20 protein-coding genes are annotated in these 24,842 nt (G+C 68.8%); 10 read left to right on the top strand and 10 right to left on the bottom strand.

What is annotated here, in order from left to right:
* Nucleotides 1–3: 3 nt before the first annotated feature.
* A complete protein-coding gene (locus AC3A6J_RS02955) occupies nucleotides 4–6,021 on the bottom strand; it encodes an alpha-2-macroglobulin family protein (protein WP_487858400.1) in 6,018 nt (2,005 codons plus the stop codon).
* Nucleotides 6,022–6,356: 335 nt separating this feature from the next.
* Here AC3A6J_RS02955 and AC3A6J_RS02950 point away from each other — a divergent pair, with 335 nt between their 5' ends.
* The gene (locus tag AC3A6J_RS02950) at nucleotides 6,357–6,575 is read left to right on the top strand and encodes an antitoxin VbhA family protein (RefSeq protein ID WP_487858399.1); all 219 of its coding nucleotides are present in this window, start codon (nucleotides 6,357–6,359) and stop codon (nucleotides 6,573–6,575) included.
* A complete protein-coding gene (locus AC3A6J_RS02945; protein ID WP_487858398.1) occupies nucleotides 6,568–7,509 on the top strand; it encodes a Fic family protein in 942 nt (313 codons plus the stop codon). Before AC3A6J_RS02950 ends, AC3A6J_RS02945 begins: the two co-directional genes overlap by 8 nt.
* Nucleotides 7,510–7,542: 33 nt before the next feature.
* On the opposite strand, the gene AC3A6J_RS02940 is transcribed toward AC3A6J_RS02945, so the two are convergent.
* Nucleotides 7,543–7,830 carry a hypothetical protein gene (locus AC3A6J_RS02940; RefSeq protein WP_487858397.1) on the bottom strand — a complete coding sequence of 96 codons (288 nt, stop codon included), beginning with the start codon at nucleotides 7,828–7,830 and terminating at the stop codon, nucleotides 7,543–7,545.
* 154 nt (nucleotides 7,831–7,984) lie between these two features.
* On the opposite strand from AC3A6J_RS02940, the gene opgC reads away from it, so the two are divergent.
* The gene (opgC, locus tag AC3A6J_RS02935) at nucleotides 7,985–9,127 is read left to right on the top strand and encodes an OpgC domain-containing protein (RefSeq protein ID WP_487858396.1); all 1,143 of its coding nucleotides are present in this window, start codon (nucleotides 7,985–7,987) and stop codon (nucleotides 9,125–9,127) included.
* Between the two features lie 27 nt (nucleotides 9,128–9,154).
* Here opgC and AC3A6J_RS02930 read toward each other — a convergent pair whose 3' ends face one another.
* From AC3A6J_RS02930 to AC3A6J_RS02920, 3 genes are all read right to left on the bottom strand, one after another.
* Nucleotides 9,155–9,880 (bottom strand): SGNH/GDSL hydrolase family protein, encoded by a 726-nt coding sequence (locus AC3A6J_RS02930; protein WP_487858630.1) that lies wholly within the window; start codon nucleotides 9,878–9,880, stop codon nucleotides 9,155–9,157.
* Between the two features lie 38 nt (nucleotides 9,881–9,918).
* Complete coding sequence (locus AC3A6J_RS02925) at nucleotides 9,919–10,659, bottom strand: anti-sigma factor (RefSeq protein ID WP_487858395.1); 741 nt, start codon at nucleotides 10,657–10,659, stop codon at nucleotides 9,919–9,921.
* A 113-nt stretch (nucleotides 10,660–10,772) separates the two neighbouring features.
* Complete coding sequence (locus tag AC3A6J_RS02920; protein WP_487858394.1) at nucleotides 10,773–11,348, bottom strand: RNA polymerase sigma factor; 576 nt, start codon at nucleotides 11,346–11,348, stop codon at nucleotides 10,773–10,775.
* Between the two features lie 193 nt (nucleotides 11,349–11,541).
* On the opposite strand from AC3A6J_RS02920, the gene AC3A6J_RS02915 reads away from it, so the two are divergent.
* Nucleotides 11,542–12,093, top strand: a complete 552-nt coding sequence (locus tag AC3A6J_RS02915; protein WP_487858393.1) for a DUF3455 domain-containing protein — start codon at nucleotides 11,542–11,544, stop codon at nucleotides 12,091–12,093.
* 161 nt (nucleotides 12,094–12,254) lie between these two features.
* A complete protein-coding gene (locus tag AC3A6J_RS02910) occupies nucleotides 12,255–13,583 on the top strand; it encodes a tetratricopeptide repeat protein (protein WP_487858392.1) in 1,329 nt (442 codons plus the stop codon).
* Between the two features lie 18 nt (nucleotides 13,584–13,601).
* Here the strand turns inward: AC3A6J_RS02910 and AC3A6J_RS02905 are convergent, their stop codons facing one another.
* Nucleotides 13,602–15,092, bottom strand: coding sequence for a rhomboid family intramembrane serine protease (locus AC3A6J_RS02905; protein WP_487858391.1), 1,491 nt, complete (start codon nucleotides 15,090–15,092; stop codon nucleotides 13,602–13,604).
* Nucleotides 15,093–15,108: 16 nt separating this feature from the next.
* On the bottom strand, nucleotides 15,109–16,506 hold the full coding sequence (gene argH, locus AC3A6J_RS02900) for an argininosuccinate lyase (RefSeq protein WP_487858390.1): 1,398 nt from the start codon (nucleotides 16,504–16,506) through the stop codon (nucleotides 15,109–15,111).
* A 48-nt stretch (nucleotides 16,507–16,554) separates the two neighbouring features.
* On the opposite strand from argH, the gene AC3A6J_RS02895 reads away from it, so the two are divergent.
* The 3 genes from AC3A6J_RS02895 to AC3A6J_RS02885 are packed head-to-tail and all read left to right on the top strand — an operon-like array spanning nucleotide 16,555 to nucleotide 19,630.
* Nucleotides 16,555–17,628, top strand: coding sequence for a sensor histidine kinase (locus tag AC3A6J_RS02895; protein ID WP_487858389.1), 1,074 nt, complete (start codon nucleotides 16,555–16,557; stop codon nucleotides 17,626–17,628).
* Nucleotides 17,625–18,374, top strand: coding sequence for a LytR/AlgR family response regulator transcription factor (locus tag AC3A6J_RS02890; protein WP_487858388.1), 750 nt, complete (start codon nucleotides 17,625–17,627; stop codon nucleotides 18,372–18,374). Before AC3A6J_RS02895 ends, AC3A6J_RS02890 begins: the two co-directional genes overlap by 4 nt.
* Nucleotides 18,371–19,630: an AI-2E family transporter gene (locus tag AC3A6J_RS02885; protein WP_487858387.1), complete on the top strand. Its 1,260-nt coding sequence runs from the start codon at nucleotides 18,371–18,373 to the stop codon at nucleotides 19,628–19,630. The genes AC3A6J_RS02890 and AC3A6J_RS02885 overlap by 4 nt, the downstream gene beginning before the upstream one ends.
* Before the next feature lie 4 nt (nucleotides 19,631–19,634).
* Here the strand turns inward: AC3A6J_RS02885 and AC3A6J_RS02880 are convergent, their stop codons facing one another.
* The 3 genes from AC3A6J_RS02880 to AC3A6J_RS02870 form a co-directional block, all read right to left on the bottom strand.
* Entirely contained in the window at nucleotides 19,635–20,879 is a 1,245-nt protein-coding gene (locus tag AC3A6J_RS02880) for an MFS transporter (protein ID WP_487858386.1), read from the bottom strand.
* A gap of 152 nt (nucleotides 20,880–21,031) precedes the next feature.
* Nucleotides 21,032–21,517, bottom strand: coding sequence for an SET domain-containing protein (locus tag AC3A6J_RS02875; RefSeq protein WP_487858385.1), 486 nt, complete (start codon nucleotides 21,515–21,517; stop codon nucleotides 21,032–21,034).
* A complete protein-coding gene (locus AC3A6J_RS02870; protein WP_487858384.1) occupies nucleotides 21,514–22,443 on the bottom strand; it encodes a LysR family transcriptional regulator in 930 nt (309 codons plus the stop codon). The genes AC3A6J_RS02875 and AC3A6J_RS02870 overlap by 4 nt, the downstream gene beginning before the upstream one ends.
* Nucleotides 22,444–22,564: 121 nt before the next feature.
* Between AC3A6J_RS02870 and AC3A6J_RS02865 the strand changes: the two genes are divergently transcribed.
* Nucleotides 22,565–23,458 (top strand): amino acid ABC transporter substrate-binding protein, encoded by an 894-nt coding sequence (locus tag AC3A6J_RS02865; protein ID WP_487858383.1) that lies wholly within the window; start codon nucleotides 22,565–22,567, stop codon nucleotides 23,456–23,458.
* Between the two features lie 2 nt (nucleotides 23,459–23,460).
* Nucleotides 23,461–24,756: an aminotransferase class V-fold PLP-dependent enzyme gene (locus AC3A6J_RS02860; RefSeq protein ID WP_487858382.1), complete on the top strand. Its 1,296-nt coding sequence runs from the start codon at nucleotides 23,461–23,463 to the stop codon at nucleotides 24,754–24,756.
* Nucleotides 24,757–24,842: the final 86 nt, after the last annotated feature.

Here is a 24,842-nt window from a genome sequence, read left to right as displayed (position 1 = left end):
CTGCTACTTCACCGCCTCCACCTTCACCCGCGCATTCGGCGTCTCGCCGAACATCTCGGGCGCGTACATCGCCTCGACGCGGCTCGGCGGCAGCGCGAAGTCGCCGACGTTGTTGAGGCGCACGGTGTACTCGACCTTGACCACGCCCTTGGGCAGGTACTCGTAGTAGCTGCGGAAGGCCTCGAAGCTGCGCTCCTCGAAGGCCGGCCAGCCGGCGCCCGACTTGCGCTCGCCCTGCGTGGCGATCTGCGAGTCGCGGCCCAGGCCCGAGCCCAGGATGGTGGCGCCGCCCGGGATCGGGTCGCTCACCACGACCCAGGTCATGTCGGCGCTGGCGTTCACCTCGAGCGTCACGCGCAGCACGTCGCCGCGCGTGTACTTGCCCGCCACGGCCTGCTCGACCGGCGTGATCGTCTTCTTGAGCGCGTAGCCGGCTGCGAACGGCGCCTTCAGCTGCACCGCCGCGATCGACTGCATCGTGAGCCACGGCTTGCCGCTGCCCTGCTGCAGCACCAGCAGGGTGTCGCGCACCGGCGCGCCCGATGGCGAGGCCGCCCACGGCAGGAACATCGTGTTGTTCTTCAGGTTGCCCGGCGAGGCGGGCGCGCCGAAGAAGGTGGTCTGGTTCGGCGCGCCGGCCGCGTCGGTGGCCTTCACGCGCTCGACCTTGCCCCAGTCGACCTGGGCCTTCGCGTTGCCGAGCGTGGCAGCCGTGATGCCGGCCACCGGCGTGCTCTCGAACAGCTTCGAGAACTTCTCGAGCGCGAGCCCGCCCCAAAGGTTGGCGGTGGTGGTGTGCCAGGCGCCGTTCTGCTGGCGGCCGATGAAGCCGTTGGCGAGCTTGCCGATGTCGTCGCGCCACGCCGGGTCGTCCATCACGCTGAGCAGCAGGCGCGCCGTGTTGACGTCGCCATTGGTCATGAGCCACCACCAGTAGTCGTCGCGCTCGGTGCTGAAGACCAGCTTGGTGCCCTGGTAGGACAGCCGCGCCTTGAGCACGTTGTTGGCCTCGTCGAGACGCTGCTGGCGTTGCGGCGCATCGGGCATGCGCTTCAAGATGTCGAGCCAGTCGATCACCGCGCTCGTGGGCCACTGGTTCGGCGCGATGGTGATGCTGCCGAGCATGCTGGGCTTGGCCGCACCGTAGCGCGACAGCGCCTCGAGCGCGGCGAGTTTGCGCACGTCGAGGTCCTTGCGCGGGCTCCAGAACTCGCGCTGGATGCGGCCTTCGACGAAGGCGATGAGGCCCGCCTGCATCGGCGCACGCTGTTCGTCGGCGAGCGCGAAGGCGGGGTTCAGCGCCGCGGCCTCGTGCGTGGCCGCCAGCAGGTACGACGTGAGGATGTCGCTGCCGCGGTTCGATTCGCCGTCGCGCGGCGGAAAGTAGCTCGCGAGGCCGTCGCTGTCGAGATAGGTCGGAAGCTGCGCCAGCACGCCCTGCCACATCTTCGCGTCGCGCAGGCCGACGGCCTTGCTGGTCTTCTGCTCGAGGCAGGTGAAGGCATAGTTGGCGAACCAGTCGCGCACGCCCGGCAGGCCCTCGGCGAGCTTCGGCTGCAGTGCGAGCTTGAGCCCGCCGCGGCCCGCGAGTGCGTCGGCCGGCGGTGCCACGTCGATGGTGAACGGTCCGTCGAGCTGCACCAGCGTGGCCTGCTGCACCGTGAGCGGCACCGAGGGCACGATGCGCTGGCGCACCTTGAGCGCGTCGCGCGCATCGCCGAGCGTGTCCCTGGCCTCGATCTCCCACAGGATGGCCTCGGCTCGCGTCTGGGCGAGCTGTGCGGGCGCGGTCACGGTCCATGCCAGTTCGCGGGCTTCGCCGGCCGGGATGTCGACGGTCTGCGGCGCCAGCGTGAGCAACGTGGCGCGCGGCGTGGCCTCGACCTTCATCGGCTTTTGCGTGGTGTTGCGCAGCGTGACCTGGGCGCGGAACTCGTCGTCCTCGCGCACCAGCGGCGGCAGGCCGCTGATGATCTGCAGGTCTTGCGTGGCCTGGATGCTGGCCTGGCCAGTGCCGAAGAGCCCGGTGCCCGCATCGGCAACCGCGACGATCCTGAAGGTGGTGAGCGCATCGTTGAGCGGCACCGTCACCACGGCCTGGCCGTTGGCATCGAGCACCAGCTTCGGGTTCCACAGCAGCAGGGTGTCGAGCAGTTCGCGCGTCTGGCCCTTGCCGCCGCCGCCGCCCGCGGGCACCGCCTTGCGGCCGTAATGCCGCCGGCCGACGATCTCCATCTGCGCGGTCGACGTGGCGACGCCCCAGCTGCGCCGCTGCAGCATGGCATCGAGCAGGTTCCAGCTGTCGTTGGGCATCAGCTCGAGCAGCGCCTGGTCGACCGCGGCGAGCGCCACTTCGGCACCGGCCGCGGGCTTGCCGTCGGGAAGCTTGGCGGTGATGGTGACCTGCGCCTTGCCGCGCACCGGGTAGGCCGGCTTGTCGCTGGCCACCGTCACCTCGATCTGGTGTGCGCGCGCGCCGACGCGGATCTCGGCCATGCCGAGGCGGTAGGCCGGCTTGCTGAGGTCGACCATCGCGGTCGGCGCGACGTATTCCTTGCCTTCGTACCAGAAGGCGGTCCACCACTCGCGCGGGGCCTTGAAGCCCCAGGTGAAGAAGCTGTACCACGGCACCTCGCGCAGCCGGCCGCGCAGCGCGAGCACGCTGACGTAGGCGTTCGGCCCCCATTCGGGCTTGACCTGCAGGCTCACGGTCGGGTCCTTGCCGTCGAGCTTGACCACGTGGGTCTCGATGATGCCTTCGCGCTCCACCGACACCAGCGCGGTGGCAAAGCGGAACGGGCTGCGTACCTGGAACTTGGCGGTCTCGCCGGGCTGGTAGCTCTTCTTCTCGGGCAGCACGTCGATGCGGTCGTTGTCCTCGCCGCCGAACCAGAGTTCGCCCTGCTTGGTCACGTAGACCGAGCTGGCGGCGCGCGCATCGCGGCCGTCGCTGTCGGTGGCGCTGGCGATCAGCTCGACCTCGCCGGTTTCCTTGAGCTCCGATTCGCACAGGAGCAGGCCGCGCGCGTCGCTCTTGCCGCTGCAGACGGTGCCGATCTCCTTGATGTCGGTCTTGTTGTCGTAGGTGTAGAAGCCGCCCACCATGCGCTTGCGGCTGGTGGTGGTGGTGCGCGCCACCGCGCGCACATTGAGCGTCACGCCGGCCTGGGGCTTGCCCGAGAGGTCGAGCGCGAGCGCCTGGTACTTGAGCTTCTGGCCGGTCGAGACCCAGCCCTCGGTCTTGATGCCCGCAATCACCGAGGCGGGCCACAGCGTCTGCGTGCTGCGCAGGGTCTGCACCTCGCCGTTCGGGTCGGCGTAGGTGGCTTCGAGCAGCAGCTCGCGCGCGGCCCGTACCTTGGGCACCTTGTCGATCGTGACCTGGCCGGCGCCGTCCTTGTTGAGCGTGAGCGGCAGCTTGTCGGCGATCACGCGCGTGTCGCTGGCGGCGTTCGGGTCTTCCTCGCCCGATGCGCTGGTGTCGGCACCGGTGGCCGCCTGCGACCCCTCAGGCTGCACGCGCGGCGGCTGGAAGCTGAAGGCCTCGTGGTCGGCAAAGCCGAGGCTCTTGCCGCGCACCATGGCCGAGACACGCACCGGCAGGTTGGCGGCCGCGCCGCCGGCCACGTAGTTGATCTGCACTTCGGCCGGCACCGAGGTCGCGTTCACGAGCGGTTTCTTTTCGACCGGTGCGATGCGGCCTTCGAGCACCGGGAGGCGGAACTCCTCGACGCGGAACTGGCCGGTCGAGAAGCTGCGGCCATCGCCGTCGCTCTCGCCGTTGCCATCGCCTTTGCCGTCGCCGGCCTGCAGCGCGACCTGGTAGACGCCGAGCTTGGCGGCGGGCGGGATCGCGAAGATGTTCTCGGCGCTCAGGCCGCCGGTCGGCGTCTTGCGCCAGGCCAGCGGCTGCGTGAAGCGTTGGCCGCTGCCGGTGTGGGTGACGACCAGCGTGGCGGGCTGGTCTGCATCTTTCTCAGGCAGACCGAAGCCCTTGCTGGTTTGCGTGCGCAGCAGGTGCTTCATCGACACCGTCTCGCCGGCGCGCAGCAGGGTGCGGTCAAAGATGGTGTGGGCCACGCGGTCGGGTTCGGCCTGCAGGCTCGTGGGCACGTTGAAGCGCCAGGGCTCGATGCCGCGCTGCCAGTCGCTCCAGGTGAAGGCGAGGTCCTCGACGCCCTTGTCGTCCTTGGCGCGGGCGCTGACGAACCAGGCGTCGCTGTTGTAGTCGCCGGGGCTGTTGCAGCTGGGCGCGTCGGGCGACACGCCCGCGAGCTTCACGATGCCGTTGATATCGGTGGTGCCCGAGGCGACCGCGACACCGCGGCAGTCGGACACGCGCACTTCGGCATTCGGCACCACCTTGCCCTTGTCGAGCGTGGTGACCCAGGCCATCGAATTCTCGCGGCCGAGCTTGAAGTGCACGGCCAGGTTGGTGGCCAGCGCAGTGGTGCGCACGTACATCGTGCGGCCGGCGCCGTAGCGCTCGTCGAGCAGCGAATCGCCGAGCTTCTGCGAGGCGATCTCGAGCACGTGGAAGCCCGGGGTCAGCGGGATGCCGATGACCTCGAAGGGGCGCGGGTCGCCGCTCTCGGCCTTGGGCATGTCGAGCGTCTTCACGCCCGACTGGCCGGCCAGCAGCGAGAGCATGCGCGTCTGCACGTGGCTGCGCTCGTTGCGCTCGATGACCGGCGGCAGCGTGCCCTTGACGTCCTTGCGTGCCTGCTCGCGGCTCACGGTGTAGTCGTCGTAGCGGCGCACCTTGCGGAACCACGCAATGATCTCGGCGTCGGTCTTCGGGTTGATGTCGCTCACCTTGCCGGGCGTGAGCGCCTGCACCATGAGCGCGGGCTCCACGCGCCGCACCGTCACCGGCATCATCGCGGGCATGTCGGGCTCGGCGAGCCGCTCGACCACGCCGAACGGCGAGGCCGCGAACTTGGCCAGCGGCGGCATTGCGCCGGTCGACACCTTCAGCGGAAAGCTGCCGGGCGATGCGAGTGCGCGGCCCGAGGCGTCCTCGAACTTGGCTGGCAGCTCGATCGTGAAGGCGGTGTCCTCGGGGAACGGCGCGCTGAAGCTCGCCGCGCTGACCACGTCGTCGTCGCTCGGCGAACCGCCCTCGTCCCCGAGCTTGGCCGGCGCCGGCTTGGCGCCGCCCTTGAGCTGGATCTGCGCGGCCATCTTGCGCGTGACCGGCGCGTTGAACTGCAACTGCATCGGTCGCAGCGGCAGGCAGGCGGCCTGGGCGTTCTCGCGCTCGCAGCTGAACGACACCGCGAACGGCTCGCGCACCTGGAAGCCCAGCCGGCGCTCCACGTTGTTGGCCACACCCGACGGCGTGGCCACGCCCTTGCCGTACACGAGCTGCACCTTGCTGCCCGGCGTGAGCGTGCGGTTGCACTGCAGCGCCACGAAACGCAGCGGCTCCTTCTCGGCCGCCTTGTCGCGGCCGAAGGCCTTGAGCAGGGCGGTGCGCTGTGCGCCCTCGAGCAGCCGCACGGGAATGCGCTCGCCGAGGTCTTCCGCCGCGCACCAGACGTTCTGGCGCACGCTCTCCACGGTGGCCGCGCCATTGAGTTCGAGCACGAACATCTGCTGTTCGTCGATGCGGCCATAGGTGCCCGGCATGACGTTGCGCACGAACGGCCCGCCGCTATTGAATTGATAGCGTTCGGGGCCGGTCAGCTCTCCGCCCGAGGCGGGCTTGAAGGTCGCGATGCGCGTCACCGTGCAGCGCACGCCCGGCGGCAGGTCGTTCTCGAAGTCGTAGACCCATTGCTTCGCATCGGTCCAGCGGCCGGTGCCCTTGCCGGCCTGCGCGTCGGTGCAGCTCACCGCGAGTGGTGCCGGCGCCTTGGGGTCGCCGAAATCGATAGCGGCCTGGTCGAACTTGGCGACCACCTGGCGCACCCGCGACACCTCGCCCTGGGGCGTGAGGCTGGTGATCTGGAGGGCGATGGCGGGACCGCCCCACAGGGCGGCGGTGGCCAGGAGCCATGCTGGAATGATTCTTTTCAATTGTTTCTCCACCTGAAGCAGCGCGCAGCGTAGCCGATTTGCGAGGCGGGCCGGCCGTGCCGGACGCGAGTACGGTGTTGCGTTCAGGCGATGCGCCGTGCGGCAGATTGCGGTCGATGCCTTGAAGCCCCGCCTCCAGGTAGCGCTCACGACAGCGAGCAACCTGCACGGGCTTGATGTCGAGCTGATCGGCGATTCTTCGTTCTGCAGCCCCTGCGCAGCCAGCAGCAAGATGCGCGCGCAGTAGAGCGCCGGAGGCGGCACGTCTCGCACCCCTGTGATATACAACGGAAGAGCGATCAGGTGACCAACGTACGTCTGAACTGGATAAGACCATGAATGCACTGACGAAGCCGCAGAAACTGCATTCGCAGATCAGCGCACAAGAGCGCGCACGTCGTCAGGCGAGTATCGACAACGCACGCGGCAGCGTGCGCTACGAGGGCTTCATCCTGTCGCCCGAGATCGAGGAGATCAACCGCCGATTCATCGACGGTGAATTGACTGGCGACCAGCACATCGAAGCCATCAAGGCCGCTGTGCTGCATGGATGATCGTCAGCGGGTAGAGCGGAACGAAGGCGCGCTCACTTTTGGGCGAATAGCGGAACTTGATCGCACGCCAGTAGAAGGCAAATTCGACGCGGCACACCTGAAAGAGATCCACCGCCGCATCTTCCAAGACCTGCCACACCATGCACCGGGTGAGTACCGCCCGGATGCCCCGGGTGGTTGGGTCAAGGGGCGTTCGCTTGAGGCTTCGCGCAGCCGCTATCCCGTCCACTATGCGCCGCGTAGCCAGGTTGATGCCCGTGTCGAAAAAGTGCTGGCCGAATTCGGCGGCCCTGACAGGCTGCGGGGCCTGAACGCAGAGCAGTTTTCCAGCCACATGGCCAAGCTGTACGGCGACCTTGACCACCTGCACCCGTTCAAGGAGGGCAATAGCCGCACGCTGCGCGCCTTCACGGCGCAGATCGCCCGCGAAGCTGGCGTCGAATTCAGTTGGGGAACCACCGACGTCGACGCGGCCAGCCGCGATCGGCTCTACATCGCCCGCGACAAGGAAGTGATGCAGCGTGCTTTTCCCGGCCTGGATCAAGATCGCGCACTGAGGACCAGCAATCCGGCCGAGACTCGGGCCTATGTAATGTTCGTAGCGCCGTTCAGGAAGTCCGATGGGCTGGAAAAGCTCATCAAGGAAGCGGCCTATAGGGCCGAGGACTTGGACGCGGCCAAGTCATTCCGCGAGGAATCGCAGGAGGACGCACAAAAAAAGAATCCTGCCTTGGCAGGCAGTTTCGCCAAGTTGGCCGCCATCGAGCGCAAGGCCGAAGCGGACGGAATCACCGTCCAGCAGCGCAGCGCCGTGGTGGCGCATGCGCGCGAGATCTTGGCCATCAACATTGAGCGCGGCGAGCGACCCGCGCAGACCATCAAAGAGGTTCAGGAAAGCGAGAAGGGCGTCGACCGCGGGGCGCCCGAGAGATAGACCTGTCCGGCTTGTTCGCGCCTGGATGGCTGCTCAATCGACCGGCTCGATGTACATCAGCGTGGTCACCGTTCTGGAAATCCAGCGGGGATCAGCCTGCTGGCCCTTCGCGGCGGCGAGCGGCAAGCAGCCATCTTGAATCGCTGGCTCGAGGAGATGGTTCCGCCCGCCTTCGATGGGCGCATTCTTTCGGTCGACCGCATGATTGCGCGCCGCGCGGCACAGCTGCCGTGGGCGCATGTTCGCAATTACCACGATCCTCTTAACGCGGCAACGGGCGTGGTGCACGGTGCTGCGATCGCGACGCGCAACGTCAAGCATTTCGCGGCCGCGGGCGCGAAGTTGATTGATCCTGGAAGTAGGGTGCTGACCACCGGCGATGCCGGCGGCCGAGGGGCGAGCATGATGTCTTCATACAATTGGCTACGTCGTGCGTGCGCCGCGCAGACCGCCACCGAGACCTCGCCGCCGACCGATGAAACGTTACTGGGAAATAGACGCCTTGCGCGGGCTGATGCTCGTGCTGATGACCGTCACGCACCTGCCCACGCGCGTGACCGATCCGCTGGGCCAGCCCTTCGGCTTCGTCTCGGCGGCCGAGGGCTTCGTGCTGCTGTCGGCTTTCGTCGCCGGCTTGGTCTACAGCCGGATCGGCCACGTGCGCGGCGTCGAGCCGATGCGCCAGGCCTTCTGGCGCCGCGTGCTCAAGGTGTACCTGTGCCAGGCGGCGATCCTGCTGTTCCTGTTCACCGTGATCACCGCGCTGGGGCTGCACATCGACCAGCCCGCGGTCAAGAACCTGGTGTCGTACTACCTCGCCGAGCCGGGCAAGGGCTTCGTCTTCGGGCTGCTGCTGATCTACGAGCCGGCGCTGCTCGACATCCTGCCGATGTACATCTTCTTCATGCTGCTGAGCCCCTGGGTGCTGGCGTTCGCGATGCGCCACGGCTGGACCGCGGTGATGGTGGTGAGCGTCGTGATCTGGTCGCTGGCGCAGTTCGGCCTCAGCGAGCGCATCTACGAACTGGCGGTGCGCTGGCTGGGGCTGCCGGTGCCGTTCCACGAGATGGGCGCCTTCAACAGCTATGCCTGGCAGTTCCTGTGGTTCGCGGGGCTGTGCATGGGCGCCAGCCGCAACATGCCCGATGCCCGGCCGCTGCATTTTCCGGCCTGGATCTGGGCGCCGGCGCTCGCGATCGCGCTCTACGGCTTCTGGTGGCGCCACCACGGCATCAACGGCCAGGCGCCGTTCGGCGGCGACGTCGAATTGAACCTGCTGTTCGACAAATGGCAGCTCGGGCCGCTGCGGCTCGTCAACCTGCTGGCGCTCGGCGTCCTGGCGGTGCGATTCGGGCCCTGGCTCATGCGCCGGATTCCGCGCCTGCATTGGCTCGAGGCCATGGGCTCGGCCTCGCTGCCGGTGTTCTGCGCGCACCTGGTGGCGGTGCTGCTGGTGCTGGCCTTCTATGGCGACAGCCAGACCGCGCGGCCCTGGTGGGGCGACGGGCTGCTGCTGCTGGCGGTGTTCGGGGGCATGTACGCGGTGGCGCGGGTCTCGCGCGGCGCCGACGTGCCGCCGCCGGCCGACGAGGTGGCTACAGAGCCCGCTCGGGCCTGACCCCCTTGCGCGGCGCTACGGCGCGACTCAAAGGTGCGCAGCGATGATCGAACGCCAGAGCCGGTAGCCCTCGTCCGTCAGGTGCAGCCGGTCGCCGAGGAACAGCTCGGGCCGCGGGCGGCCGTCGGTGCCGATCATCGGCGTGTAGATGTCGATGTATTCGCTGTTGGGCAGCCGGTTCAGGTAGGCCGCGATCACGTTGTTGGTCTCGCGCACCTGCGGCAGCAGGTGCTCGCGCGAAGGGCTCGGCTTGACCGAAATGAAGCTGATGCGTGTGTCGGGCAGCTCGGCGCGCACCGTGTTGGCAAAGTGCGCAAAGCTCTCGAGCACCTGCAGCGGCGTGCGGCCTTCGGCCAGGTCGTTGTCGCCGGCATACACCAGCACCTGGCGCGGGCGGTAGCGAACCACCAGGTCGCGCGCAAACAGGCTGCAGTCGGCCAGGGTCGAACCGCCGAAGCCGCGGTTGACGATCTGCGGCAGCTGGCTGAAGTCCTGCGACAGGTTCTTCCACATGCGCACGGTCGAGCTGCCCACGAACACCACGCCGCCGGGCGTGGGAAAGCGCTGCTGGTCGGCCCGCGCGAAGGCCGCGAGCTCGTTGTGCCAGCGGGCCTTGGCGGCCAGGTAGTCGGAGGCGTTCTCAACCGTGGTGGAACCGTCGGCTTCGTAGGGGAAGGCGGCCGACGCGGTCTGGGCCTGGGCGGCGAACACGGTGGCGGCGGCGAGCGCCAGGGCCGCCAGCGCGGATTTCATCATCGAGGGCATGGCAAACACGGGGGCAGGGGAGTCGGTCAGGTCGTCTTTTCGATCAGCGCGCCCTTGAACAGCACGGGGCCGGTGGGGCCGCGCTCGCTCGGCACGCCGCCTTTGGGCTCGAGGCTGATCGCGAGCGCGGGCACGCGAACATCGGATTCTGACGCAGGCAGCCGCAGCGCCGGCGCATGGTCGAGCACGCCGAGCGAGCGCGGCGCGCCACCGGGCGGCAGCGCCCAGAGCTGCAGCGACTTGTCGGCGCCCTCGTCGTAGCTGCCCACGCGCTGCAGCACGAGCTGCCGCTTCTTCGGGTCGAAGGTGACGAGCATCGAAGCGGCGGCGTTGTCGTCGGACAGCACGGCGACGTACTGGATGGCCGGCGCATTCTGCAGCTGCTCGCGCAGGTTCACGCCGACCACCACCGCCATCACCGTGGCGAGCGCGCCGGCCGCAGCAGCGCCACGCCAGAGCGCAAGGCTGCGCAGCCATCCGCCCTGTGCGGGCGGCGGCGCCTGGCGCTGCCGCGCAAGGGCCTGCTGCGCCTGCTCGGCCTCGATCATGTTGCGGATGCGGGTCCAGACTGCGGCGTCGGGCACGACCGGGCGCTGCAGCTCGGTCATGCTCGCGAGCCGGCTTTGCCATACGAGCGCCGCGGCGCGCACTGGCGCCTGTTCGCGCGCCAGGGTCTCGAAGCGCCGGCGGGCGCCGCCGCGCAGGGTGCCGAGCGCATGGCTCGCGGCCAGCAGGTCGAGCAGTTCGGGGTGGGCGATGAGGTTCATGTCAGTGGCGCCCGGCCGCCCGAAGGCACTGACGCGCCCCCTCGGGGGGCAGCGGACCGCGAGAAGCGGGGGAGCGTGGGGGTAGTTTCATGGCGGGGCTGCTTTCGTGGCGGCTACGCGAAGCGCGCCATGCAGATGCGCAGCTTTTCCAGCCCGCGGCGGATCCAGGTCTTGACCGTGCCGAGCGGCAGCTTGAGCTGCTCGGCCAGCTCGCCATGGCTCAGCTCGCGCAGGTAGGCCAGGCTCACGACCTCGCGCTGGCGGGCCTCGAGCTGGCTCAGGCACTGGTGCAGCGCCCAGGCCTGTTCGCTCGCATCGGCGGTGTCGGCGGGGTTCGGCGCATCGGATTCGAGCGTCTCGGCCATCAGCTCGTCGAACTCCTGCGTCAGCTGGGCGCGGTCGGCAGTGCGGCGGCGCAGCAGGTCGAGCGAGCGGCTGCGCACGATCAGGCCCAGCCAGGCGAGCGGCGGGCTCAGCGTGCCGCGGTAGTCGGCAGCGGCGCGCCAGACCGTCATGAACGATTCCTGCAGCACGTCCTCGGCCCATTCGCGCTGCCGCACCACGCGCATTGCCAGACCCATGAGGCGCGGCGAGGTACGGTCGTAGAGCTCGCGCAGGGCGGCCTCGTCGCGGCGGCCGATGCGGTCGATCAATGCGATCAGCTCGGCGTCTGGGCTGGGTACTGTCATGCGCGGATTGTGGGGCATGGGCGTGCATCACCCAGGTACGGCGGCGGGGCGCGCGCGGATTCAGCTTGTCCATGTGAATCCAGTTGGCCGCGGCCTGCGTAGAGGCAGCGAGACCGCACGCGGCGCGCCGCGCCCGTGCTCGGTCTTCCGGGCGTTCATCACCCTGTCCAAACCTCCACACAAGGAACCGACCATGACCTTCCGCACCCTGACGGCCCTCGCTGCCGCCGCCGGCCTTGCCGCCTGTTCCGGCATGGGCCCCAGCCAGCCCACGATGATGTATTCGCAAGCCAGCCTGCCCGACGCGGTGAAGGTGCCGGCCGGTCACGCCGTGTTCATGGAGACCGTGGGCGCCGGCGACATTACCTACGAATGCCGCGCCAAGGCCAACATGCCCGGCCAGCACGAATGGGTGTTCGTCGGCCCCGACGCCCGCCTGATGGACCGTGCCGGCAAGCAGGTCGGCAAGTACTACGGCCCACCGGCCACCTGGGAAAGCATGGACGGCTCCAAGCTCACGGCCACCCAGGTGGCGGTGGCGCCCAACGGCACTGGCAACATCCCGCACCAGCTCGTGAAGGCGAACCCCGCCATGGGCGCGGGCGCGATGCAGGGCGTGAGCTACATCCAGCGCGTGGCAACCCGGGGCGGCGTGGCGCCGGCCATGGCCTGCGGCGCGTCGAACATGGGTCAGAAGCAGATCGTCAAGTACCAGGCGGACTACATCTTCTACCGCGCGGGCTGAAGCCCCCGCCGGGCCTCGCTTGCCGCGCTAGGAAACATTTCGGACACGTATACTCCGCCCCCAAACGAGGAGCGGGGCGCACCAGCGCGTGCGAACGAGGAATGAAGAAAATTGCGATCGTGCGCACGCCCTGCGTGGGCGCGCCGTAGCGGGCGGGCATCGTGCGCGCGACCGCCACCCACACCACCACTGCCGCCGGCGAATCGCCGGCGCTGCCGCCGCCTTTCTGGCATCGGCTCAACAGCTTCTTCGCGTTTCCGTTCCAGCTGCGGCCGCTGGGCTACGGGCTGCTCCTCGCGTTCAGCAGCATGCTTTTTCAGCTGGTTCCGATCCTGCCCTCCGCGCTGTCGCTGCTCGTCATCGAGCTTGGCATCGTGCTGGCGGCCAGCCGCTACGGCTTCAAGGTCACGGCGCTCGGCGCGCAGGGCATCTGGCGCTCGGCCGACTTTCCGCGCGCACTCGACCCCGACTGGACCCATCTGCCATGGAAGCTGTTCGCCATCTCGCTGGTGCAGGGCGCGGTGATCGGCTGGCTCGCCTGGTTCGAGCCGGTGCTCGGCACCGTGGCGCTGTTCGTCGTGTCGTTCACCTTTCCGGCCGCGGTGATCGTGCTGGTGCAGTCGGCCAGCTTCTTCCAGGCCATGAATCCCGGCCACATCATGGATGCGATGCGCATCATCGGCTGGCCGTACGCGCTGCTGTGCTTCTTCCTGTTCTTGCTGAGCTCGGGTGCGCAGATCGCGATCGGTTTGCTGCTGCCGGTGATCGATGGCTTGATCGTGCTGCCGATCGCCAATTTCGCGTTCATCTATTTCGGCTGGGTGATGGCGAGCCTGCTCGGCTACGTGATGTACCAGCACCACGATGCCTTCGGCATTGACCTGCTGCCCGGCGGTGGACGCGACGACGGCGCGCCGGCAGACCGCCGCACGCCCGAGCAGATCGCCGCGCAGCGCACCGACGCCGAGGTGGCGCAATTGGTGACCGATGGCGACCTGCCCGGCGCGCTCGGCGTGGCCTACGAAGCGCAGCGCACGGCAGCGGCCGACGACCTGGCGGCGCACCGGCGCTACCACCGCGTGCTGCTGCTCGTGCCCGACAAGGCGGCCACGCTGCTCGACCATGCGCGGCGCTTCATCGCGCTGCTGATGCGGCGCGACCTGGCCTCCGAGGCGCTGAAGGTCTTCAAGGCTTGCCGCGAGAAGGACAAGGGTTTTGCGCTCGACGACTCCGTCACGGTGATGACGCTGGCCCGCGCCGAATGGCGCAACGGCGATGCACACGGCGCGCTCGCGCTGCTGTCGGGTTTCGACCGGCGCTTCCGCGGCGACGCGGCGATCCCGCAGGCCTACGAACTCGCGGCGCGGGTGCTGGTGCAGGGGCTCGGCCGCACCGACATGGCGCAGCCGATCCTCGCGACGCTCGAATCGCGCTATCCGGAGAGTGCCGAGACGCAGGAAGTGCGCTGGCTGCTGCGGCCTGTCGCCTGAGGGTTCGGCGGCCGGGGTCTACGCGCGCTCGAGCGCGCGCGTCACCATGTCGTTGGGTGCCAGCCGCAGCAGGTGCGGCAGCCAGTCACGCGCCATCTCGCGCTCGCCCGCATGCAGCAGCCCGTTGGCGCAGACCGAAAGCGTGTCGGCCAGTTCGGGGTGTGCGGGCGCGGTCTTCAGCAGCACGCGGCACAGCGTGTCGGCATCCTCGAACTGCCCCGCACGCGTGAAGCGGCGCGCGAGCCGGGCCATGTCGTCGGGCCGCAGGCGCATCCCCGGCTTGGCCTGGTCGAGGTAGCTGCGGTAGCTGGCGTGCTGCAGCGCCAGCGTGTCGGGGTCGGTGGCGGGCAGGCGGAAGATGCGGCGCGCGGCCTGGTGGAAGTCGTCGCTCGCGGGCTGCAGCCGCGCCGTGTTGAACCAGGCGCGCAGCGTGTCGGCGTCGCGCGGGCGCAATTGTGCGGCGGCGCGCCATGCCGCGGTGGCGGCATCGAACTTCATCTCGGCGCCCAGCCGCCGCGCCGCGGCCACGTGGCGCGCGAAGTCCTTGCCGTCGTCGTCGCCATTCCGCGCCGTTTCGGCGGCCACCGCGTCGGGCGACTTGACGCGGCCGAGCGCCATGGCCCCGGCCATCAGCGCCGCCCCGGTCAGAAGGCCGCCGAGGTGCGCCATGTAGGCAATGCCCTGGCCGCCAACCCAATGCTGCAGCAGCTCGTTCGCGACCCAGGCCGGCAGCAGCAGCAGGGCCGGCGCGGTGACGTAGTTGAAATAGAAGAACAGCTGGTAGAAGAAGCGGATGCGCCGCAGCCGGTACATCACCGCGTACATGCCCATGAGCGCCGAGATCGCGCCCGAGGCGCCCACGCCGTGGTTGAGCTGCCCCGCATAGGCCCAGCCGGCCAGCGCGGAGGCGCCGACCGCGCCGAGCAGGTAGAAGGCCAGGTAGGTGCCGCGCCCCAGCGCCAGCTCGACCGAGAAGCCGAACAGGAAGAGGAACAGCATGTTGCCCAGCAGGTGCCCGGTGCTGCCGTGCAGGAACGCGGCCGTGAGCCAGGTCCAGGGCTTGGCGGCGGCGCCTTCGGCATAGTCCTGGGCCCAGCGCGTGGTGAACGGCGCGGGCCGCATCGCCTGGTACTGCGCGCGCTCGTGCTTCCATTCATCGAAGCGCGGGTTCGCGGGCGTGATGACCTCGTCGGCCCGCAGCTTGCGCAGGAACTCGCGGTCGTTTTGCAGGGCCGCGAGCAATTGCGCGTGGGCTTCGTCGTGCGGCAGCATGCGCCGGGCGAGCTTGCCGCGCTCAGGCTCGGTGTTTTCGAGCCATGCCACGAAGGGCGGCAGCTCCAGCGCGGGCAGCACGCTGTTCACGTAGTAGTGGGCCGCACGCTGCTCGGCTTTTTCCTCGCTGCGCTGCGGCCCCCAGAACACGGCCATGTTCACGAGGATCAGCAGCACCGTCATCCACGGCGGATGGCGCCAGCTCGGCCGGTTCTCGAGCGGGATGGCGTAGAACAAGCGCCGCCCCTGACGCTCAGGCCAGTCGTTTTCTGTGGCGCGCGATCTGCGCCTTGACCTGCGCCGGCGCGGTGCCGCCGAGGATGTTGCGCGCATTGAGCGAGCCGCGCAGGCTCAGCACGTCGTACACGTCCTTCTCGATTGCCGGGTTGAACTGCTGCAGCACGGCCAGCGGCAGTTCCGCCAGATCGACCTTGTGCGAGGTGGCGGCCTTGACCGCATGGGCCACGATCTCGTGCGCGTCGCGGAAGGGCAGGCCCTTCTTCACGAGGTAGTCGGCCAGGTCGGTGGCGGTGGCGTAGCCGCGCAGCGCGGCGGCCTCCATGGCCTCGGGCTTCACGGTGATGCCGCCGATCATCTCGGCAAAGATGCGCAGCGTGTCCTTGAGCGTGTCGACGGTGTCGAACAGCGGCTCCTTGTCTTCCTGGTTGTCCTTGTTGTAGGCGAGCGGCTGGCCCTTCATGAGCGTGATCAGCGCCATCAGGTGGCCGACCACGCGGCCGGTCTTGCCGCGCGCGAGCTCGGGCACGTCGGGGTTCTTCTTCTGCGGCATGATCGAACTGCCGGTCGTGAAGCGGTCGGCGATCTGGATGAAGCCGAAGTTCTGGCTCATCCAGAGGATGAGTTCCTCGCTCATGCGGCTGATGTGCACCATGCACAGGCTGGCCGCGGCGGTGAACTCGATCGCGAAGTCGCGGTCGCTCACGGCGTCCAGGCTGTTCTGGCACACGCCGTCCATCTGGAGCGTGCGGGCGACCAGCTCGCGGTCGAGCGGGTAGCTGGTGCCGGCCAGGGCGGCGGCGCCCAGCGGCAGGCGGTTCACGCGCTTGCGCACGTCCTGCAGCCGCTCGGCGTCGCGGCTGAACATTTCCACGTAGGCCAGCATGTGGTGGCCGAAGCTCACGGGCTGGGCCACCTGCAGGTGGGTGAAGCCCGGCAGGATCACCTCGACGTTCTTCTCGGCGATGTCGACCAGCGCCAGCTGCAGCGCCACCAGCAGTTCGGCGATCAGGTCGATCTCGCCGCGCAGCCACAGGCGCACGTCGGTCGCGACCTGGTCGTTGCGGCTGCGGCCGGTGTGCAGGCGCTTGCCGGCGTCGCCCACCAGCTGGGTCAGGCGGGCCTCGATGTTGAGGTGCACGTCCTCGAGGTCGAGTTTCCACTCGAAGGCGCCCGATTCGATTTCATCGCGGATCTGCGCCATCCCACGCGCGATCTCGGCGTGGTCCTGCTTGCTGATGATGTCCTGGGCAGCGAGCATGCCGGCGTGCGCCAGCGAACCTTCGATGTCGGCCTGCCACAGCCGCTTGTCGAAGAACACGCTGGCGGTATAGCGCTTCACGAGGTCGCTCATGGGTTCGGAGAACAGGGCCGACCAGGCTTCGGATTTCTTGTCGAGTTGGTTTTGAGTCATGGGAGGCCTGCCAGAGGCAATAATGGTTGGTTACCCAACGTATCAGTGATGCGCAACCCGGCGATTTTATCGGCCACCTCCGCGTCCAAGCCGCCGGCTTCGCCGGAAAGAGGGCGTTCGACCTCGCGCAGCGGCCGCGGGCTCTTCGACGCCTGCCAGATCGGCGTGGTGCTGCGCACGGTGCTTTTCGTCGAGGCGCTGGTGGCGACGGCCGCGCTTTTCGTGTCGTCGTCGCCGTCCGAATGGCTGGTGCAGACCGCCACCAGCACGGGTGGCGCGCTGCCGGCCACGCTGCTCTGGCTGGTGGCGGCCTGCGGGCTCAAGTCGCCGCTCGGGCGGTTGCCGGAACAGGCCCAATATGTGGCGGGCGCCGCGCTCGGCGCCGTCTCCGCGCTTTACGGGTGCGGCCTGCTGCGGCTCACCGGCGTGCTCGGCGCCGCGCCATGGCTCGCGAGCGCGGTGGCGGGTGCCTTCATCGCCGTGCTCGTCATGGCGGCGATGGTGCTGCGTGCGCGCGGCCAGACGCCGGCCGCCACCACCGCACGGCTCGAGGAGCTGCAGTCGCGCATCCGGCCGCACTTCCTGTTCAACACGCTCAACAGCGCCATCGCGCTGGTGCGCGAGGAACCTGCCAAGGCCGAGGCCATGCTCGAGGACCTGGCCGAGCTGTTTCGCCAGGCGCTGGCCGATCCGGGCGAATCGGGCACGCTGGCCGACGAGATCGCGCTGGCCGAGCGCTACCTGGCGATCGAGCAGGTGCGTTTCGGCGACCGGCTGCGCATCCGCTGGGACCTCGATGCCGCCGCCAGCAGCGCGCGCCTGCCGCCCCTGCTGCTGCAGCCACTGGTCGAAAACGCCATCAAGCACGGCGTGGAGCCCAGCCCCGATGGCGCCAGGCTGCGCATCCGCACCGAGCGCCGCGGCGACGTGGTGGTGATCGAGGTGGTCAACAGCCTGCCGCCGCTGCGCTGGGCCGACGAGCCGCTGCCGCGCGGGCATGGCATTGCGCTGGCCAACGTGCGCGACCGGCTGCGCCTGCTGCACGACATGCAGATGCAGTTCAGCGCCGGCATGGACCAGAAGAACTACCGCGTGCGCATTGCCATTCCTGCCGAACCATGACCCTCAAGACCCTGATCGTCGACGACGAAGCCCTGGCGCGATCGCGCCTTCGCACCCTGTTGCGCGACTGCCGCTCGCCCGCGGCCGAGGTGGTGGCCGAGGCGGCGCAGGGCGCCGAGGCGCAGCAGCACCTGGCGCAACTGCCGCTCGACCTGGTGCTGCTCGACGTGCACATGCCCGGTATCGACGGCATCGAGGTGGCGCGCGCGTTGCGCCAGCGTGACGACGCGCCGGCCGTGGTGTTCGTCACAGCGCATGCGGCGCATGCGGTCACGGCCTTCGATCTCGATGCGGTCGACTACCTGACCAAGCCGGTGCGCGCCGAGCGCCTGCAGCAGGCGCTGCAGAAGGCCGAGCGCTTTCTGAAGGAGCGGGGTGCGTTGCGGGCCAGCGCGTTGCAGGAGAGCCTGCTGATCCAGGACCGCGGCCGCACCGAGCGGGTGCCGCTCGCCGAGGTGCTCTATTTGAAGTCGGAACACAAGTACCTCACGGTGCGCACCGCCACGCGCAGCCACATCCTCGACGGCTCGCTCAACGAGTTCGAGGAGCGCTACCCCGAGCGCTTCCTGCGCGTGCACCGCAATGCGCTGGTGGCCCGCGCGGCCATCCGCGCGCTCGAGAAATACGACGACGGCGAAGACGCCGAAGGCTGGGCGCTGCGGCTCGAGGCCGTTCCCGAGCCGGTCGCCGTGTCGCGGCGGCAACTGCCTGCCGTGCGCGATGTCCTGAAGGAAAAAACACGATGACCGACAACCACAACCCGGCCGCCGACGCGTTGCCGAAAGCCCCGTCTCGGCCGCAGCCCGCCGAACAGCCGCCCGAGCTGCCGCCCGACCCCGAGGCGAAGCCTCCGGCCGGCGCGCTGCCGCCCGAACTGCTGCCCGAGCCGGAACCCAACCGGCTGATGCTGCACATGCCGGTCGACGTGCGCAGTGCCTCGCTGGTCGTGCTCGCGGTGCTTGCCAGCGTGTTCGCGCTGCGCTGGGCCGCGGCGGTGTTCATTCCGCTGATGCTGAGCCTGCTGCTGAGCTATGCGCTGTCGCCGCTGGTCGACCGGCTCGAGCACTGGAAGCTGCCGCGCTGGATCGGCGCCACCGTGATCCTGCTGGGGCTCTTCGGGGGGCTGGGCTGGACCGGCTATTCGCTTTCGGGCAGCGCCTCGCAGCTGGTCGATTCGCTGCCGGTCGCGGCGCAGAAGCTGCGCCAGGTCGCACGCACCTCCAACAGGAGCGCCAACACCAACCCGCTCGACAACGTGCAGCAGGCGGCGTCGCAGCTCGAGCGCGCCGCCGAGGAGAACTCGCGCGCGCTGGCCCGGCGCGGCGTGGCGCGCGTGGTGGTCGAGCGGCCGCCCTTCAACGTGCGCGACTACCTCTGGAGCGGCACCGTGGGGCTGCTCTCGGCCGCGGGGCAGTTCACGCTCGTGGCCTTCCTGACCTTCTTCGCGCTGTGCTCGGGCAACACCTTCCGGCGCAAGCTGATCAAGATCACCGGACCGAGCCTGCAGAAGAAGAAGATCACGGTGCACGTGCTGGACGACATCACGCGCAACATCGAGCGCTACCTGCTGGTTCAGATTGCCACGAGCGCGCTCGTGGGCGTGGCAACCGGGCTCTCTTTCTGGGCGCTGGGGCTCGAGAACGCGGCCGTCTGGGGCATCGTGGCCGCGGTGACGAACCTCATCCCCTACATCGGCTCGGTGATCGTCATGGGCGCGGCCGGCCTGGTCGCGTTTCTGCAGTTCAACACCATCGAGATGGCGCTCGCGGTGGCCGGCACCTCGCTGTTGATCCACACCGTCGTCGGCAACCTGCTGGTGCCCTGGCTCACGAGCCGCACCAGCCGCATGAACCCGGTGGCCGTGTTCGTCGGCGTGATCTTCTGGGGCTGGCTCTGGGGCATCTGGGGCCTGCTGCTGGGGATTCCGATCACGATGGTGATCAAGTCGATCTGCGACCGGGTCGAGGACCTGCAGCCGATCGGGGAGCTGCTCGGCGACTAGGACCTCATTCCGGCATCACGCCCATCGGCACGCCGCCGCGCGCACGCCCCAGGGTGGCCACGACCAGCGCCGCCACCAGCACCAGCACCCCGCTGAGCACCATCGCGCTCGCGATGCCGTAGCCGTCGACCATCACGCCGCCCATCAGCGCGCCCGCGGCGATCGCCACCTGGAAGCCCGTCACCAGCAGGGCCTGGCCGGCTTCCTGCGCGTCGGGCACCGCTTCCATCATCCAGCCGGTGAGCGCCACCGGGATCAGGCCGAAGGCCACGCCCCAGATCACCACCACGACCGCGCCGGCCACCATGCCGGTGCCGATCTGGGTCGACAACAGCAGCGCCGTGGCGAGCATCAGTGCCGCCAGCAGGGTGGTGCCGCGCACGCTGCGCGCCACCAGGCTGCCGCCGAGGAAGGTGCCGACGAAGCCGACCGCGCCGTAGACCAGCAGCAGCGTCGAGACGGCATGCGCGGGCAGGCCGAACACCTGCTGCAGCAGCGGCTTCAGGTAGGTGTAGGCCGCGAAGTGGCCGGCGATGAAGAACAGCACCGTGAGCAGCCCGACCTGCGCCATGCGGCGCGTGAGCGGCGTGAGCAGGTCGCGCGCGCCGATGGCACGCTGCGGCGGAATGGCCGGCAGCAGCCACAGCTGCACCAGCAGCACGGCGGCGGCCAGCGCGCCGGTCACGGCGAACGAGGCGCGCCAGCCGAACATCGTGCCGAGCCACGAGCCCGCGGGCACGCCGAGCACCGTGGCCGCCGACACGCCGGCCAGCACCAGCGACATGGCGCGCGCCTTCGAGGCCGCGGGCACCAGCTGCGTGGCGGCCGCGGGCGCAAAGGTCCAGAAGCCGCCCACCGCCAGGCCGAGCATCAGCCGCGCGACCAGCATGGTCGCGAAGTTGGGCGCGAACGCGGCAAGCAGGTTCGACGCGATCAGCAGAACCGTGAGCGCGATCAGCACGGTGCGCCGGTCGAGCCGGCCCGAGGCCACGATCAGCGCCGGACCGGCCAGCGCGGCAAGCACGCCGGGCATGGTGATCATCAGGCCCGCCGTGCCGTCGGACACGCCGAGTCCGCGACCGATGTCCGTCAGCAGGCCGATCGGCATGAACTCGGTCGATACCATCGCGAAGGTGCCGACGGCAATGGAGCCGACCGCGAGCCACGCGGAGCGGCTCGCCACCGCTGTCGTCGCGGGCTCGGGCGCGAGGTCGTCGATGCAGGGATTGCTGCTGGGCGGATTCATCATGAAGGGCGGTCCTCGAATCGCATCGGCCGGGCGCGTGCCGGCGCCGATGGCGTGTTGTTGTGAAGGGCCGCCCAGTGTCGGAGCCGGCGGGCCTTGCACAAAGGGGCCTGCCGGCAGTAGTCAGTTTCCTGGGGACGAACAATGGGCCTTTTTCATCCCTCGCGCTCCACCGGCTCCGCTGGCTCCGACAGCATGGTCCCGCGGCAGAGGGGCGAGCCGCAGCGGCAGGGGTACTGGTCGGGCGTCGAGCCGTCGTCGGCGCTCAATGCGTAGTCGATGAAGAGTTCTTCGCCTTCGTCCACCGGCACCAGCGTCTGGAACTTCAGCAGCAGTTCGCCGGCCTCGTCGTATTCCTCGACGGCCTCGCAATTGGGATCGCAGGCATGGTTCAGGTGGCGCGTGCCGTTGCCGCCCTTGGCGCCGTCGATGGTTTCGTCGTTGGAGAGCTTGAAGAGGTAGGTGAGCTGGTCGTCCCACTTTCTTGCGGCGATGTCCTGCGGCGAGTAGCGCCGGCCTTCGTAGAGGCCGAGGAACGCTTGGGCGGGCAGGTCGCAGGCCGCGAAGGCACCGAGCCCGTGCACGCCGCTGGGCCCGACGCGGATATAGGGCGTGGAAGAGGTCTGCTTGCGCGATTTCATGCCGACGATTGTGCCGGCGCCTCGGCCGCCTGCGCCTGGAACATGCGCGTGAAGTCGCAGCATTCCTGCGCCAGCATGACGATCGACGCGGTCAGCGCGCTGCGATGCTCGCCCTTGTGCATCGCGACGTAGCGCACCACGGGCAGGGCGGGCACCACGTCGATCACCGCGAGCATGCCGGCTGCCACCAGCGGCTCGAGGCACTGGCGCGGCAGGTAGCTCACGCCGAGCCCGGACACCGTGAGGCCGGTGAGCGCGACGAGGTTGCTCACCACGATGCTTTCGGCCGGCTGCACGCCCTGTTCCTTCATCCAGGCGTCGTAGGCGCGGCCGGTGCCCGAGTTGCTGCCCTGCACCAGCATGCGATGGCGCGCGAGCTCGTGCAGGCGGACCGGGCCGGTGGCCGGCACCACGCCGGGCTTGCACATCCAGGCACTCCGCACCTGGCCGATGACCTTGGTCTGCATGCGTGAATCGGCAAAGGTGTGGGGCACGATCGCGAGGTCGAGCTCGTCGGCCAGCAGCTTGTCGCGCAACTGCAGGCTGTCGTCCACGTCGGGTGCGAGGATCACCTTGGGGTAGTGGCGCTGGATCAGCCCCACGAGCCGCGGCAGCCAGGTCATCGCGGTGAGCTCGGTGACGCCGATGCGCAGCCGGCGCTGCACCACGCCGGGCTTGCCGAACTGCTCGACGGCGGCGTCGCGCTGCTCGAGCAGGCGGCCCGCGAGCACGAACATCTCCTCGCCCTTCTCGGTGAGCCGCGCGCTGCGCTGGCTGCGGTCGAACAGTGCCGTGTCGAACAGCTGCTCGAGTTCGTGCACTCGCTTGGAAACGGCCGATTGCGTGGTGTTCAGCTGGTTGGCCGCCTGCGCGAAGCCGCCGAGCTTGGCTATCCAGTAGAGGGCTTCGAGCTGCTTGAATGTCATCACGTTGCGGGGTCCTCGACTAAGTCGCTTTATTCATGTGATTCGATCACAAAAAATCGCTTTTGGAAATTTGAAGCGGCGCCGAAGATGGGCTGGCCTCATCTTCCAAGGAGACTTTCGAATGAACCTCAAACTGTCCCTCGCGCTGGCGACCTCCGCTGCATTGCTCTGCGGCGCCGCGGCGGCCCAGGAGAGCCCCACGCTGCGCAAGATCAAGGAAAGCGGCGTGGTGCAGATCGGCAGCCGCGACACGCAGCTCCCGTTCTCGTACAAGGCCGGATCCGAGAGCGCGCCGATGGGCTTCACGAACGACATCTGCCTGCAGGTGGTCGAGGCGATCAAGGCGAAGCTCGGCCTGCCGAAGATCGAGGTGCGCTACACGATGCTCACTTCGACCAACCGCATCCCGCTGGTGCAGAACGGCACGGTCGACCTCGACTGCGCGACCACCACCAACACGGTGCAGCGCCAGCAGCAGGTCGACTTCGCGCCAAGCCACTTCGTGACCAACATCACGGCCGTGGTCAAGAAGAGCTCGGGCATCGACTCCATCGCCGACCTGCAGGGCAAGACCGTGGCCACCGTGGCCGGCAGCACCTCGATGCAGCTGCTGCGCGGCTTTCGCAAGACCGAGAACATCGAGGTGCAGGAGATCGCGGGCAAGGACACGGCGGACGGCTTCCTGCTGCTCTCGAGCGACCGCGCGGTGGCCTACGTGCTCGACGACGTGCAGCTCGCGGGCCTGGTCGCCAACCAGCCCAATCCGGCCGACTACAAGCTGCTGAAGGACGTGCTGCGCCAGGAGCCCTACGGCATCATGATGCGCAAGGGCGACCCCGAGTTCAAGGCCATCGTCGACGAGGCCGTGACCGCGATGATGAAGTCGGGCGCGATCGAGAAGCTCTATGCCAAGTGGTTCATGTCGCCGATTCCGCCGCGCAACGTGAACCTGAACTTCCCGATGTCCGATGCCGTGCGCGAGGTCTACCGCAACCCGAACAACAAGGGCGTGTGAGGATGCCGTCCGATGCCATCCGCCCGAACGGGTTCGCGTTTTCGGATGCGCTGATGCGCGAGGTGAAGGCGCGCTTCCTGCACGTCGACCGCGACCACCACGGCCGCGAGCGGCTGTACTTCGACAACGCGGGCGGCTCGTTCCGCCTGAAGGCCGCGGCCGAACGCTTCGCCGCCATCGATGCGGTGCCCGACAACACCGAGCGCATGCACGCCACGGCGATCGAGCTGCAGCAGGTCCAGGCCCGCGGCGCGGACGACCTGCGCACCGTGCTCAATGCCGAGGGCGGCAGCGTCTATGCGTCGCTGACCGCGTCGGGCGCGATGTTCGACATGGTGCGCGCCGTGGCCGAGAACGTGCCGGGCACGAACATGGTCACCACGGTGCTCGAGCATCCGTCGGCCTTCGATGCGATGAGCCTCTATGCGCAGAAGTGCGGCCGCGAACTGCGCGTGGCCCGCAGCAACCGCGAGACCGGCGGCGTCGACGTCGACGAGATCGTGCGGCACATCGACAAGGACACGAGCCTGCTCAACGTGATCCATGCATCGAACATCTCGGGGGCCAAGCTCGATCTCGAACGGATCGTGCAGTGCGCCCGCGAGATCAAGCCCGACCTCTACATCCTGGTCGACGCCGTGCAGCACGCGCCGCACGGGCTCATCGACCTGCAGAAGACGCCGGTGGACGGCATCAACATCGCGCCCTACAAGTTCTTCGGCTGCCGTGGCTCGGGCCTGTCGTGGGTGTCGGACCGTGCGGCGCGGCTGCCGCACCACAAGCTCGCGGGCAAGAAGCCCGATTTCTGGGACCTCGGCAGCTCCGCGCCCTGGCAGTTCGCCGTGCTCACCGAGGTCGTCGACTACGTCTGCTGGCTCGGTGGCCATTTCTCGCAGGCCAATGAGCGGCGGGCGTTGTTTGCCGCCGGCATCGCGCACATCGAGCTGCACGAGCGGGCGCTGCTCGCTGCGCTGCTCGACGGGACAGAGGCCACACCGGGGCTGCGCCGCATGGTCGGCGTCAAGGTCTTCCTCGACCATCCGGACCTCACGAAGCGCGACCTGATCATCGGCATCGGCTTTGACCGCATCGACTGCGCGCAGGCCGTGGTCGAGTATGGTCAGCGCGGCGTCACGGTGTATGAGCGCGTGGCGAGCAGCATCTACTCGAAGCGCATGCTCGACGCCTTCGGCCTCGAGGGCACGGTGCGCGTCTCGCCGCTGCACTGCCACTCGGTCGCGGACATGGAGAAATTCCTGCGCGTCACGCAGGAGATCGCCAAGTCGGCTGCGGCTTAGGGCCTGTTCACCCTATTTACGGGGATCGCGTTGGCCCGCATTGGGGCTGGCTGCAAGGCGCCCGCGCGCAGCAATGCTGAAGCATT

It is taken from the genome of Variovorax sp. Soil_C_39 (assembly GCF_057656815.1).
Note: the sequence above shows the minus strand (reverse complement) of the source record. Positions and strands in the feature narration are given on the sequence as shown.

Excerpts from the sequence above, each read along its gene's own strand:
- AC3A6J_RS02895 (WP_487858389.1), top strand. The coding sequence starts at position 16,555 with ATGCGCAACCCGGCGATTTTATCGGCCACCTCCGCGTCCAAGCCGCCG.
- AC3A6J_RS02865 (WP_487858383.1), top strand. The coding sequence starts at position 22,565 with ATGAACCTCAAACTGTCCCTCGCGCTGGCGACCTCCGCTGCATTGCTC.
- AC3A6J_RS02875 (WP_487858385.1), bottom strand. The coding sequence starts at position 21,517 with ATGAAATCGCGCAAGCAGACCTCTTCCACGCCCTATATCCGCGTCGGG.
- AC3A6J_RS02890 (WP_487858388.1), top strand. The coding sequence starts at position 17,625 with ATGACCCTCAAGACCCTGATCGTCGACGACGAAGCCCTGGCGCGATCG.
- AC3A6J_RS02885 (WP_487858387.1), top strand. The coding sequence starts at position 18,371 with ATGACCGACAACCACAACCCGGCCGCCGACGCGTTGCCGAAAGCCCCG.
- AC3A6J_RS02860 (WP_487858382.1), top strand. The coding sequence starts at position 23,461 with ATGCCGTCCGATGCCATCCGCCCGAACGGGTTCGCGTTTTCGGATGCG.
- AC3A6J_RS02950 (WP_487858399.1), top strand. The coding sequence starts at position 6,357 with ATGAATGCACTGACGAAGCCGCAGAAACTGCATTCGCAGATCAGCGCA.
- opgC (WP_487858396.1), top strand. The coding sequence starts at position 7,985 with ATGAAACGTTACTGGGAAATAGACGCCTTGCGCGGGCTGATGCTCGTG.
- argH (WP_487858390.1), bottom strand. The coding sequence starts at position 16,506 with ATGACTCAAAACCAACTCGACAAGAAATCCGAAGCCTGGTCGGCCCTG.
- AC3A6J_RS02915 (WP_487858393.1), top strand. The coding sequence starts at position 11,542 with ATGACCTTCCGCACCCTGACGGCCCTCGCTGCCGCCGCCGGCCTTGCC.
- AC3A6J_RS02925 (WP_487858395.1), bottom strand. The coding sequence starts at position 10,659 with ATGAACCTCATCGCCCACCCCGAACTGCTCGACCTGCTGGCCGCGAGC.
- AC3A6J_RS02870 (WP_487858384.1), bottom strand. The coding sequence starts at position 22,443 with ATGACATTCAAGCAGCTCGAAGCCCTCTACTGGATAGCCAAGCTCGGC.
- AC3A6J_RS02945 (WP_487858398.1), top strand. The coding sequence starts at position 6,568 with ATGGATGATCGTCAGCGGGTAGAGCGGAACGAAGGCGCGCTCACTTTT.
- AC3A6J_RS02920 (WP_487858394.1), bottom strand. The coding sequence starts at position 11,348 with ATGACAGTACCCAGCCCAGACGCCGAGCTGATCGCATTGATCGACCGC.
- AC3A6J_RS02880 (WP_487858386.1), bottom strand. The coding sequence starts at position 20,879 with ATGATGAATCCGCCCAGCAGCAATCCCTGCATCGACGACCTCGCGCCC.
- AC3A6J_RS02940 (WP_487858397.1), bottom strand. The coding sequence starts at position 7,830 with ATGCTTGACGTTGCGCGTCGCGATCGCAGCACCGTGCACCACGCCCGT.
- AC3A6J_RS02930 (WP_487858630.1), bottom strand. The coding sequence starts at position 9,880 with ATGAAATCCGCGCTGGCGGCCCTGGCGCTCGCCGCCGCCACCGTGTTC.